This is a genomic window from Paenibacillus assamensis DSM 18201, assembly GCF_000422445.1.
GTDB lineage: Bacteria > Bacillota > Bacilli > Paenibacillales > Paenibacillaceae > Paenibacillus_B > Paenibacillus_B assamensis.
The window spans coordinates 159694-172434 of the sequence record NZ_AULU01000009.1; the positions used below are offsets into that span (position 1 = coordinate 159694).

Below are 12741 nucleotides of genomic sequence, written 5' to 3' on the forward strand. Positions count from 1 at the left end.
TAGATGATGGAGATAGCCCTATTATTATTTTTAAAGCTCTATTACCTATGCTGCGTCCCCTTCTAGTGCCCAACGTGCTTCACGCGCCACAAATTCTTGCAGCATCATAGCAATAGCACCGTACAAAGGATGTGTCGTATACTGCTTCAAATCAGCAGCGAAACGCGCCGCCCAACATTGCAAATGTTCTTTCACAAAACGACGCTGCCCATTCATATAACGGCTGAATCTTTCTTCGGTCATAACCGTATTCAGCATTTTTTCAATTAACGTAATCATAAATTCGAGTTCAATTGCAATATGATCGTCCGTCTCGCCTCTCAACTTCTTAAAGTGAAGGCTAAACTGTTCATATTCCTTGCAAACCTCTTGTGCATAAGACTTCGGCAGCATCTGCTCATTCGCACGATACATCGTCTCACATGGAGTTACAGGCAACTCGCCTCCACGGTTGAACAAACGTGCATACTCATCACGCAAGCGAGCGAACAAACGATACATATCCTCCGCTGTCATCTTGTACAACGTCTCATGAACGATACGTGCTCCTTCTGAGATCTGTGACAATCTAATCAGTTCTGGATGATTGCGCCATGACATTATTACTTCCAATGTCGGTGCTTCTCCAAGAAAATCAACCAATAGTTGATAACCGGCCTTCCGTATCTCTAACTGTTCTACTGTATGTTCATTCCAATGGACTGGCTGTTCTGCCGTTGTCGCCATCGTCGGTCCCCTCCATCAAAATCATCCTTTTCCTATCCTTACATTTCCATTTTCCCACAATTGAAGATGAAATAGTGTGGCAAAAATCAAAAAATCGAGCTAGAATTCGAATATTATGTGAACCTCATCTCAAGGTAAGAACAAACTGTTCTCAGTTCGGCACTAGTCGGAAAATGATACCACATCTTTCCTACTTCTCTGTTCATACCTATATTTATCGCCACGATCATTCGTTATCCCGTATATTTCAACACACCCGTAGTCGAATATAGTCGAAAAATGTTCCACGAGGAACGTGAAGCATTTGGAAATATGTTTGATGTGTAATCCTGCGTGCGTATGGTGTTAAGGTGAAACTCTTTCGTCAGCATTGCAATTGCACTCCAGCATGGAAGCGGTATGCCACTTGCTTTTAGAACATACCTAACCACTTAAAGCGTAGGACGAGACATTTATAGAACGTTCCTGTGCGTACATAGTGTCACAATCGCAACCGCTCTAGCATGGAGCTCATGAAGCTTCCTCCTCTAACGGTTGCCATTGACGTTATTGTGGCAAAATCGATGGGTTACAATTGTAACGGTCGCAGGTGCACTTATTTTAACTACTACGCTTAATGATATCGCTCACATTGAAAAATAAGCTCATTGGCGTCCCTTACAATCCAAAAGAATCAAATTTGAGCTAAATAGCCTCTGTGGCGACCGTTTCGTTTATGCAATCCATGTAATCCAAGCAACCCATGAAATTTTTGCAATTTATACAATGCACATAAGCTCTCCCTTCACCTTTTTTAACATGCCAATCTCCTTCAACTATTCAACTAACTATTCGACTGTTAACTATTTCAACTAATCAGCTATTTCACACCTACTCTAAGCACTCCAACTTCGACATTTAAAAAATTACTTCTACAACTACCGCGGCTTTCCTAACCAGATTCGCATTTATGGGGTAAACATGATATCGTCGATATATATCAAATTAGAACGGAAAGGATGACCACACCATGAATAACCTCGTACAACAACTCTATACTGCTATGGAGCGCAATAAGTGGGATGCTATGCTTATTACCGATCCGAAGCATGTGTATTACTTTACAGGCTTTGCTTGTGACCCGCATGAGCGGTTCCTCGGCATCGTACTTGCGCTAGGACAAGATCCTGTCCTGATCGTCCCTGCTCTAGATGGAGACAAAGCTGCTGCTGATTCCTCCATTAAGCGCATCGCAACACACAAAGACACGGACAATCCTTATCTAATTCTACGTGAACAGCTACCTTCATCCCTTCACACATTCGGGATTGAAAAGGCACATATGACAGTCCAACGCTATGAAGCACTGCAAACTGTCGTACAAGCTGCAAACGTAGAAGATATTGGGCAAGAGCTACAGTCACTACGCGTTGTAAAAACTGACGAAGAAATCGAGCGCATGCAAGCTGCTGCTGACTGTGTAGAAACGGTGCTTGGAAACGTCGTAGAGCGCGTTCGCGTCGGTATGACGGAAGCAGAAGTTGTAGCAGAGCTAGAGTATGAAATGAAGAAGCAAGGCGCTGAAGGCCCTTCCTTCTCGACTATGGTGCTGACAGGTGACAATTCTGCATTGCCGCATGGTATTCCAGGCAATCGCCGCATTCAAGAGGGCGACCTGTTGTTGTTCGACCTTGGCGTTTATTTAAACGGCTATGCTTCCGATATTACGCGTACGTTCGCAGTTGGCGAAGTAAGCGACGAATTAAAAGCAATCTACAACACCGTCTTAGTAGCAAACGAAGCTGCCATCGCAGCCGTGAAACCGGGTGTTACATTCGGTTCCCTTGACCGTACAGCACGCGACCTCATTACAGAGAAGGGCTACGGCGAATACTTCACACATCGCCTAGGTCACGGTCTCGGTATCGATGTACATGAGTATCCTTCGATTCATGAGCATAATGAAGATACGCTTCAACCAGGCATGGCATTCACGATTGAACCTGGTGTATATGTGCCAGGCGTTGGCGGGGTACGTATTGAAGATGATGTCGTCGTTACGAAGGATGGAGTACGTGTATTGACCTCCTTCCCTAAAGAACTGACGGTTATTGGTGTGTAACAGCTATACAAGTGTGCGGAAATTCTAACTTTCCGCACACTTTCTTTATGCCTTCTGCCTCTGTTTCTCGGCCACTACACCCGTTGATCTCCTGCCCCTTTATATTCCAAAACATTTTAAATCACATCTATTTCTATATCGATGTAGAAATGATATTGCCCCTACTTCAACCCGTTCGGCAATCGGCTTGAATTTTTGGAGTGGCATGCGAACTGTCATACGTAAAGGAAATCTACGTAAATATTTATTAATAACTTAGTTGACAAGTTGGTTTACTATGAAATAATATAGTGGAAATATTAGTATTAGATGCAACAATGTGAATCAGATATATAGCTGACCGTACGGACGGAAGCCCTATTTCTACACGATGGATGCACCCCACGCAGCCATCGATGAAATCTGGGCTTTTTTATATCCTTTTTACAAGGAATGTCCTATCCAGGTTCCTACCCTGCAGCATACTCCTGTCCCCGCACCCTCCCTCGTCGTCGCAGGAGTGCGCGGGAGTAGGAACCGATCCCACTATCCTATACTGTGCTCATTGGAGTTACCGAAGTCGTTAAGGCAGGACAGCAAAACATCAATTGGTCAGGGCTCTACATCTGAAAAATCAAGTACAGCAGGGTCTAGTGCAAGTGGATGTGTGAAGCAAATCAAAGACTGTGGCAAGATCGATCTTATCCTAGCTAATATGACCATTACAGACGGACGTGGAGATGCCTATGCACAGGACAACATTATCCTTTAGGTATGGGCACGAAAAAATGCTGGCTACACCGTACTTGCAGACAAGTTAGAAAAAGAGGCCCCTATCACTCCGGCGAGGAAAAAAGGCGTTTATCGTATATAGATGTGATAATTTCTTTTGATACTCGAAACACCCCTTATCCTACTCATAGGACAAGGGGCTTTGTGCTGTCGATTTTCACCATTTCGTAGGTTTACGGAATAAATCCTTGAGGTTATAATAATCATAGAAAAAAGAGCCATGCGTCAACATGGCTCCGGCACAACACCGCAATAAGAGCGGTCGGCTGCAATAAGCACCGGTACAGAAATAGACCGAACCTTTGCGGGGGGCGGTCTATTTCCGTTTATTGACGGATATCAGCGCGATGAGAAGCGTCCCAAAGCTTATCATAAGCGTAAGCGCTTCGTACACTGACATGGGGCATCACCTCCCTCTGGGGAAGCTAGCCGACCGCGCCCTTATGGCCCTTTTTGTGCTTGTCTCATTATATCATGATTTACGCGCTAGAATTAACAAATGTTTCTCATATGGACTACTTTTGGTAAAAATTTATCCAACTTTAAGATTCATGTTCGAGCTTGCACAAAGTTGCTTCGTTGGATCACCGACTTCTCCTTCGTACGGACAAAAGTGCAGCTATTTTAAGTAGAAATCATCATTTTGAGATACATAAGGACAATTGTGCAGTTATTTTCTCGATTGTGCACTTGAAACGGAAAAGTGGACGATAATAAATGCATATTTGACCATAATTCCCCGGATACGTATGTTTTCAGATGAAACAACTGCATACTTGTCAGTAATCTAAACGAGAAGCCCTCCACTAGCCGCTAGTGGAGGGCTGTCCATTCTAGTTGGATGCACTTGCTAAATCAATCACCGTTTGTCCATCTGCCTTTTTCATTACGACCTCCAGCTCTAATGCTTGAGCAATCTCACGAATAGGCACATACAGCGTTCCTTTCACCAGGATAGGGCCGTGATACTGCTTCTTATCCACTTTGCAAACATCAGATTCCTGTACACAAATTTGTTCAGGCTTATAGATCTTCTTATCATGAGGACCGCTATCTTTACCTACAGGACGAGTTTGAATCCAGAAGCCGCGGTGCTCGTTGCCCCAGACCATTACTCGCTCTTCATTGAAACTAAACTCATACTGATGATAATCGTAAAGCTCAGAATGCTTGGTATAACTGATTTTGGCTTGTAACTTATCCGTTAACGCTCGCAACGACACATAGCTCTTTCCGTCATTTACATATACGTGAGAAGTGCTCACGTTTTGCCCAAATACCGATACTACATACTTAGATTGTTGAGCAATTGCTTCCCCTTTTGTAAGGAACCCAGCCGTTAAAATAACAAAAGCAGTTAGCAATCCCATAGCTACCCTCATCGTTGTTCGCTTTATCTTCATAAACGAACCTCCTTATTTTTAAAATGATTTATACCATATGAATCACCAAATGATTTGCCATTGAATTGCTAACTTGATTTAATCAATCGATTCACCAATAAACCTACATGAAAATAAAAGAGCGCAGAAAAGCCAAAAGCAAGCATATAAAATAGAACATTATTAATGGTCAAGGTATGTCCAGCAATTAGCCGACTAGCAGCAATATAAGCCCAATAAATAATCACGCCTGATAAAAAGAAACATACAAGACCGACCACGTATTTTATAAAAGAAGAGCATTTCAACTTTTGAACCATCGAAGTCAAAGCAATTGAGGTAGGTACACCGATTAGAAGGGAGAATGGGGCAGCAAATGTAAGGTAGATGAGTACAAGATTGATATAGGAATAGTTCAAATAGAGTGAATGATAACCTGCTCCTTGATTAATATTGTGCATCCAAGCTACCAACGGACAAGCGAGCAAACTAGATATGAGTGCCGTAATCAGTTCTTTCTTAAAAAGCCTCTTAAACCACATCACACCAACTCCTACTCATCCTATTTTCAGAGTAATTATATCCAATTGGAAATGCAGATGAAATAACATTAAGCTTATTTTTTCATCACTTCTTTGCATTTAAAAAAGGTTGGCTGTCTCTCCACATATTTGTAGAGAGCAGCCAACCTTTGCTATTATTTCATGCCGAGCGTGAAAATTTCCGCTGCGCCAAGATCCACGTTAGCGCACTGCGCGTCTGCGCTGGCGATCGCTTCGCCTGCGCGCTCCAGCACGTCCGAGCGGTAGAACCTGCTCGCTGCTGCTGGCAGCGTTACGCTAAGCGCGCGCGGCTCGTGCGCAAGGTTGTACCAGCGCGCGACCATGTCGCCGGTCTCTTCCGCCATCTTCAAGGAAGAGAACGCGACACCTTCGCCTTCCCATGCCAAGAAGGCGTGGTCTGCCGCGAAGCGGCCTTCGTGCACGTCCGTTTGACGCACGAGGAATGGCACTGGGAAGCTGTAAGCTTCCGCATAGGCACCAGACGTCACAACGTCGCCCGCATGCGGGATGATGCTGTAGGAAGCGGTATTTGTGCCAAGGCACTGCGCTTCTGGCGTCGGGAAGTAACCCCAGTCACCAAGCTCGCCCGAAGAGCGAAGCAATGTCACTGCAATCGTGTTCTTGTTGTCTTGCGATACTTCGTATTCGCATAAACCGATGTTCGCAACCGTCAACCCATGCACGTCATCGCTCACGCTGACGAATGCTTGCTGGTGCTGGTCGTTGCTCGGGTTATGCCATTCTCCCGCAGGCACGTTGTTGCGGCGCGCCACTTCGAAGATGGAATCCGCGACATGCGTCTCCGCCGTAAAGCCAGTTGGGAACAACGCACGTACACGATGGTCCTTAGATTGATTCTCCATCGTCACGTTCACATCCACACGCTTCGCACCACGATCCAACGTGTAGCGTGTCACGATCACGAAAGGCACCATCTCTGTGGAACGCTGTGCCTGACGTTTCGGGAAGTCTACGATGTCCAGCATTTCTTGCTTCAACATCTCATCCGCAGATACTGGGATGCTCCAGTTATGTGTTACTTCAATTACCGCACGGAACGGTGTATTTTCGATCAGCTTACGCTCCGCCTGAACACCTTTCGTCGTCAACGGCGTAGAGCCTTGCGGCATACGGAACATGTACTCGTTGCCGATGTCACCCGCGTCTTCGTAGACGTTAAGGCCATCGTACACGTGTCCTGTACGCTTATCCGTCAGCTTCAATGTACCGTCTACTTGAACTTCTGCTTGCAGGAATTCGTTCTCCAACGTGAACTCGCCTGTAACGAGGCTAGCAGAAGCCTCTGCCGTTGCTGCTGCACCCGCTTCTGTAACAGGCACCCATGCCAGTGTCTTGAAGCCGAACGCCTTAATATGCTTCGCCTGCACGCGAACCTTAATGATCCGTGCCATATATGGCTGGCGGAACTTATCTTTCGGCAGATCATAACCGAACATCACACCTGCATCTTCCCACTCGCAATCGATTGCGTTGCCGTTCGCATCGATAACAACACCTGGCTCAATCGGCTCTGGCTTCATTTCTGCCGCCAACACCGTTGGATGAGCTTCACTGAAGTAACGGCGCTTCAATTCAAGCGTTACTTCTACGACACCATTGCGTTCATAGCCAGCCGTGTTGAACACCGTAAACGGCACAGCACGCTTACCGTCAAATGCCATCGTATCGATCTGTGGCAATAAGGAATCCAAAGACTCGTTCACGATCATTTCAGTCATATGCTTCGACTTCTCAAAGCGCGTCACCATTTCGCGGTGAACCTCATCTACGGAGCAGCCGCAAATGCTGTCATGCGGATGGTTCTGCATCAATGTCTTCCATGCGTAGACGAACAAGTGATGTGGATATGGCTTGCCTGCTTGATGAGCGAATGCCGCCAATGGCTCTGCTACTTTTTCCAACAACGTCTGATTGTCTGCATTCATCTGCTTCAAATACAAACGAGAAGATGCCGTATTTACAAGGGTGTACCAGCCATCTGTGCGCTGACTGCGCAATTCGCCTTCTACCGTCTTCAAGTTCTCAGGCATTTCCTCGCGCACACGGTCCACATACTCGTTAAAGTTGGAGTGTACGAAGTCTACGTCAGGGAACAATTTTTTAGCCACTTCGATAGCTTGTGAAAGATCAGTTTGAATCGGTTGATGGTCACAACCGTTCATAAACAACAAATGATTCGTCGAGGCGAATTTCTCCGCGTCTGGAATGCGCTTCTCCCAATAAGCTACTGCTTGCGCTTCATCTACTGGCACTTCCATTCCGTTGCAGTACCAGTTCGCAAATAGAATACCGATGACGCGCGAGCCATCTGGAGACTGCCAGATCATTTCAGAGAATGGTGACTCATAGGAAGCATCTTCAGATACTTGGTTGTTGAAGCCTGTTGGCTTAACGCCGCGGCCAAACATCGCCACATCAATATCTGCTTGCTTCAAAATTTGCGGTGCCTGCCCCATGTTCCCGAAGGAATCTGGGAAGTAGCCTACTTTAGAAATTTTTCCACCATACTGCTTTGCATCACGATGACCGATCTGCAAGTTACGAATATTCGCTTCGCTGCTCGTCAGGAATTCATCTTGAAGGATGTACCATGGACCGATATGAATACGCTCTTCCGCAATATATCGCTCCAACTTGCCTTTCATCTCTGGACGTACTTGCAAGTAGTCCTCCAGCATAATCGTCTGTCCATCGAGATGAAAGCTCTTATAGTTAGGATCACGCTCAAGTGTTTCTAGCAACGTATCCATCAATTCTACTAAGAGTGCATGATGATATTCATAAGGCATATACCATTCACGATCCCAGTGTGTGTGGGAAATAATATGAGCTGTCTTTTTCGTCATCGTTGTCTCTCCTCTCCAATAGAAGGGCGTTTAGAAATGATTTTCATGACTATCAGGTATCATTGTCTCTGTTTGGTTAATAGATCATGTTTCCGTTCGGTTGTATTCCAGTTCCTATGTTCTTGCCTTCTATTTCTTCAACCAGAATTCACGGTAAATTAGCTCAGAGAACAAGCTGTTTGACCAAGCGAACCATTCACGCGTAAATTGCTTCGCATCGTCTTTGTGGAAGCCTTCGTGCATATAGCCTAGTTCTGCATCTGTATCTACTAACATCGCGATAACTTCTTGAATTTCTTCATCCGTGCTAGCCGTCAAGCCTTGCATAGATAAAGCGATATGCCAAATGTAATCTTTCGGCGTGTGCGGACTGCCAATACCGCGTGCTTGCTCGCCTGCGTAGTAGTAAGGATTGTCTTCGCTCAAAATAAGCTTTCTTGTATTCTGATAAATCGGATCGTCAGCAGACGTATAACCAAGGTACGGAATCGCGAGTAAGCTCGGCACGTTCGCGTCATCCATCAAGTTGTAGTTGCCGTATCCGTCTGTTTCATACGCATATACTTTTCCGTATTTTGGGTGATGGAAGATACCATAGGCTTGAATGCCTTCATCAATCTCTGTGCTCAATCGACGCGCCTTCTCTGCAAACAGCTCATCCTGGTACACATCGCGTGCAATCTCCTCCAAATAACGAAGAACAACAACCGCGAACATATTGGACGGGATCAAGTAGCCAAACGTACATGCATCATCACTTGGACGGAATGCAGACCAAGTCATGCCTGTATAGTTAACGGGCATACCCATGCCATTATTTTTAAGCGTATCTGTTGGACGGCAATCTTGACGCTGGAAGCGATAAGAAGACTGCTCAAAATGGCGCTGCTCTGTCGTCCACAAGTTCATAATGATATGCGCAACATGGTGGAATTCGCTATTGAATAGCGATGCATCGCCAGTCGTCTTCCAGTACAAGTATCCAAGCTGAATCGGATAGCAGAGTGAATCAATCTCGTATTTGCGCTCCCACACCCAGCCGTTCAGTTCCGTTATATCACGGTGATGAATCTCTTCTAGCGGAACAGGAGTCTCGTTGAATGCATTTGCATACGGATCGATCTGAATATATTTCAATTGCTTACGTACAAGGCCAGCAATAATACGGCGTACGTCTGCATCTTCTGCTGCCAAAGGCAAGTACTGGCGAACTTGGGCGCTGGAATCACGCAGCCACATCGCAGGGATGTCACCTGTAAATACATAAGATGTGCCATCCTCATGGAGCTTTGTCGTTGTTTTCAACGTATTCGGAAAACAGTTGAGGAACAGCTGCTTCAGTTTCTCATTATCATGTAATCGAATTGATGCTTCTTCCATCACGCGAAGTACGGCTTGGGGTAGACGTTCCATATCGATTCTCTCCTTCTCTCCATTAGACATTGAAAAGTGCATAGACTTGCCTATCGTTTTAAGAGCAAATCGTTTTTACGATCGCTGTTGTAGTCGAATGCTTGGATGACGAAGATGGTTAGCATTCGACCACAAAGGCGACCACTTCGTTTCTCCAAAACGATTTTGCTCTCTTTCTTTTAGCAAGTCGAAAGCCATTCAATTTCTATCCAATTGAACTTTCCATTCGGAAGTTTCTATTTAACAAAAACAAAGACAGTAATCCCTGTAATGCACAATCAGGTGAAGCCGATGCTCCACCTGATTGCATAGATCGGGCTATTCACTTCGCTTCTGCGGATGTTCCATTCTTGTTGTCAATGCTGCAGCAGACGAAGGCTCGCCCCAATCACATCGAAACTTATTTTTTGGATGCTTTCCACTCATCCAATTGCAATTGCATTTCAGCTTGAACTTTATCCAAGCCAGCTGCTTTGAACTTCTCGATTGCTTTAGGAACGTAAACTTTAGGGTCTACTGTACCTGTGAACAAGGAAGCGTAGAACTCTTCTTTCACGTTTTGCAATGCTGCCACTTCAGATTTCACTTTATCAGCGTTGAAGTGGAATCCAAGCAATGGTGCATTTTCAGCAGAGTTGTTGAACTTCTCGAATTGCTCCCATTTGTCTTTAGGGTCTGTAGGCAGCTTATCCAAGAGGAAGAAGTTGCCCAATGTGAATCCTGGCATATCGTATCCTTCTGTCTTAGCAGGCAAGAATTCGATTGTTTCTGCGTCAATACGCTTGAAGTGCTCGCCTTCGATACCATGGTTGATCATGTTACGCAGCGTCTTGTCAGAGTTCAGCAAGTTCAAGAACTCCACTGCTTTCTCTGGGTATGCAGAGTTAGCAGATACCGCGTGCATCGCACCCATTACAGACCAGTTGTATACATATGGTTTCGTGTAAGGTGTAGAAACGACTTCATAACCCATAGATTGAGACCACAATGCGTCAGCAAATGGTTGTGTATCCGGCATGTCTACGAGCCAGTTACCTGTTTTCATTTCATCGCCGCTGGAAGCAGTAGAAGCATCTTTCTTCAGGTAACCTTTTTTGTAGTACTCATGCATCGTTTCCAAGTCTTTCATTGTATCTGGCTGTTCCAAGACGTTTACGAGTTTCATTTCATTCGTATCTGTCAAAGCAACACCGATCGGCAAGTTCTCCGATATCAAGTCATAGTTCAAACCGAATTTGAACTGCTTATCCGCAGATAGCGGATACATGCCTGGCTCGCCTGCTTTTACTTTCGCAAGGATCGGCTCTAGGTCTTGAAGCGTTTTCACGTTTTTGTAGTCGATACCGTATTTATCTACATACTTCTTGTTGAAGCGGAATACTTTCTGTGCAGGCAACTCTTTGTTAACGGGAATTGCATACGTCTTGCCATCGATCTTCGCACCTTCTAGGAAGGATGGGTGAACGTTTTTCGTAATATCTTGGCCTTTTGTTGCCATAAGCTCATCGAGTGCTAGGAAAGCACCTTTCTTCGCGTTTGTTACATAGTCGAATGCCCAAGAAGCTGTGAACGCGATGTCATAAGGCTCACCGGAGTTCGCGATTACTTGCATCTTCTCGTTGTACTCGCCCCAATCATACATTTTCATCTTGACGGTTACACCGATTTTTTCTTTTGTATACTCGCTGACTTTTGCCATTACTTTGTCAACGTCTTTTTGTGGAGTACCGATTGTGTACCAGATTAGCTCAACTGGCTTTTCAGCTGTGCCTTCTGTGCTACCGCCAGTTGCTTCTTTTTTACTGCCGCAGCCTGTGAGAACAAGAGAAGCGACCATTACGAGACAGAACGTCATCATGAGCAATTTTTTTGCTTTAGCCATTCTTGTCAACCCCTTTGTATAAGCGTGATGAATTGCATATATGGTGTCTGCCCTGACCACTTTTGACCCTGAATCCCCTATCACTCAGTGGCCAGAGCAGGAATACCCGGCATTACTCTTTTACTGCACCAATCGTCAAACCTTGAACGAAGTAGCGCTGGAAGAACGGATACGCACAAGCGATAGGTACCGTTGCCAGTACAACAAGTGCCATTCGCGTTGCTTCTGCAGGCAAGGAACGCATGAGATCCAAGGATTGACCCGATGCGCTTAGCTGCGCGTTGTTCATTAAGAACTGCATACTGTTCTCGATTCGCATCAACATCGCTTGCAATGGAACGATGTTCGGATTGTCGATGTAGAGCAAAGCGTTGAACCAGTCGTTCCAATAACCAAGCGTCGAGAACAATCCAATCGTCGCGATACCTGGCAAGGAAATCGGCAATACGATCGTTATGAACGCCCTTAGCTCGCCCGCACCGTCAATTTTCGCAGATTCGATAATCGCATCCGGAACGGAAGTGCTATAGAACGTACGCATAATCAAAATGTAAAATGCATTTACTGCCAACGGTAGAATTAGCGCCCAAATGCTGTCTTTCAAGTTCAGCACTTGTGTAGCGACCATATACGTTGGTACGAGACCACCGTTGAATAGCATCGTGAAAAAGGCCATGAAGGAGAAAAATCCACGATACTTGAAGTTCTTACGAGAGATCGCATAAGCGAACAAACAAATCGTAACCAAGCTGATAAGTGTACCTACAATGGTAATAAAGATCGTTACCCCATAAGAGCGAAGCAATTGATCGCCTGCTTTGAAAATGTACTCATAAGCAGCGAAGCTCCATTTTTCAGGCCAGATCGAATATCCATTTTTGTTCAATGCCGCCTCATCCGTAAATGAGATAATGACGACGAATAAGAACGGGAATACACAGAGTAAAGCGAATCCGCCTGCGATAATATTGAACACCAGATTCATCATCGGTGAGAGATGGTGGACGTCGCGGTGTTTTTTCTTGCGCATAGTCAG

9 protein-coding genes are annotated in these 12741 nt (G+C 45.3%); 1 reads left to right on the forward strand and 8 read right to left on the reverse strand.

Annotation, left to right across the window (positions count from 1 at the left end; genetic code table 11):
- Positions 1 to 45: 45 nt before the first annotated feature.
- A complete protein-coding gene (locus tag H580_RS0105380) occupies positions 46 to 726 on the reverse strand; it encodes a TorD/DmsD family molecular chaperone (RefSeq protein WP_028593877.1) in 681 nt (226 codons plus the stop codon).
- A 1009-nt stretch (positions 727 to 1735) separates the two neighbouring features.
- Here H580_RS0105380 and H580_RS0105385 point away from each other — a divergent pair.
- Entirely contained in the window at positions 1736 to 2827 is a 1092-nt protein-coding gene (locus tag H580_RS0105385) for a M24 family metallopeptidase (protein WP_028593878.1), read from the forward strand.
- A 1087-nt stretch (positions 2828 to 3914) separates the two neighbouring features.
- Here H580_RS0105385 and H580_RS26955 read toward each other — a convergent pair.
- The 7 genes from H580_RS26955 to H580_RS0105420 all read right to left on the reverse strand — a co-directional run bounded on the left by H580_RS26955 (position 3915) and on the right by H580_RS0105420 (position 12735).
- Complete coding sequence (locus H580_RS26955; protein ID WP_222429819.1) at positions 3915 to 3998, reverse strand: putative holin-like toxin; 84 nt, start codon at positions 3996 to 3998, stop codon at positions 3915 to 3917.
- Positions 3999 to 4431: 433 nt separating this feature from the next.
- Positions 4432 to 5001: a hypothetical protein gene (locus H580_RS0105395; RefSeq protein ID WP_028593880.1), complete on the reverse strand. Its 570-nt coding sequence runs from the start codon at positions 4999 to 5001 to the stop codon at positions 4432 to 4434.
- Between the two features lie 68 nt (positions 5002 to 5069).
- A complete protein-coding gene (locus tag H580_RS0105400; RefSeq protein WP_028593881.1) occupies positions 5070 to 5522 on the reverse strand; it encodes a hypothetical protein in 453 nt (150 codons plus the stop codon).
- Positions 5523 to 5677: 155 nt separating this feature from the next.
- Positions 5678 to 8410 (reverse strand): alpha-mannosidase, encoded by a 2733-nt coding sequence (locus tag H580_RS0105405; RefSeq protein ID WP_028593882.1) that lies wholly within the window; start codon positions 8408 to 8410, stop codon positions 5678 to 5680.
- A 129-nt stretch (positions 8411 to 8539) separates the two neighbouring features.
- Positions 8540 to 9823, reverse strand: a complete 1284-nt coding sequence (locus H580_RS0105410; RefSeq protein ID WP_028593883.1) for a glycoside hydrolase family 125 protein — start codon at positions 9821 to 9823, stop codon at positions 8540 to 8542.
- Positions 9824 to 10223: 400 nt separating this feature from the next.
- Positions 10224 to 11705: an ABC transporter substrate-binding protein gene (locus H580_RS0105415; RefSeq protein ID WP_028593884.1), complete on the reverse strand. Its 1482-nt coding sequence runs from the start codon at positions 11703 to 11705 to the stop codon at positions 10224 to 10226.
- A gap of 112 nt (positions 11706 to 11817) precedes the next feature.
- Entirely contained in the window at positions 11818 to 12735 is a 918-nt protein-coding gene (locus tag H580_RS0105420; protein ID WP_028593885.1) for a carbohydrate ABC transporter permease, read from the reverse strand.
- Positions 12736 to 12741: the final 6 nt, after the last annotated feature.

What these genes read in the sequence shown, in the direction of transcription:
- H580_RS0105380 (WP_028593877.1), bottom strand. Translation starts at nt 726, where the DNA reads ATGGCGACAACGGCAGAACAGCCAGTCCATTGGAATGAACATACAGTA.
- H580_RS0105385 (WP_028593878.1), top strand. Translation starts at nt 1,736, where the DNA reads ATGAATAACCTCGTACAACAACTCTATACTGCTATGGAGCGCAATAAG.
- H580_RS26955 (WP_222429819.1), bottom strand. Translation starts at nt 3,998, where the DNA reads ATGTCAGTGTACGAAGCGCTTACGCTTATGATAAGCTTTGGGACGCTT.
- H580_RS0105395 (WP_028593880.1), bottom strand. Translation starts at nt 5,001, where the DNA reads ATGAAGATAAAGCGAACAACGATGAGGGTAGCTATGGGATTGCTAACT.
- H580_RS0105400 (WP_028593881.1), bottom strand. Translation starts at nt 5,522, where the DNA reads ATGTGGTTTAAGAGGCTTTTTAAGAAAGAACTGATTACGGCACTCATA.
- H580_RS0105405 (WP_028593882.1), bottom strand. Translation starts at nt 8,410, where the DNA reads ATGACGAAAAAGACAGCTCATATTATTTCCCACACACACTGGGATCGT.
- H580_RS0105410 (WP_028593883.1), bottom strand. Translation starts at nt 9,823, where the DNA reads ATGGAACGTCTACCCCAAGCCGTACTTCGCGTGATGGAAGAAGCATCA.
- H580_RS0105415 (WP_028593884.1), bottom strand. Translation starts at nt 11,705, where the DNA reads ATGGCTAAAGCAAAAAAATTGCTCATGATGACGTTCTGTCTCGTAATG.
- H580_RS0105420 (WP_028593885.1), bottom strand. Translation starts at nt 12,735, where the DNA reads ATGCGCAAGAAAAAACACCGCGACGTCCACCATCTCTCACCGATGATG.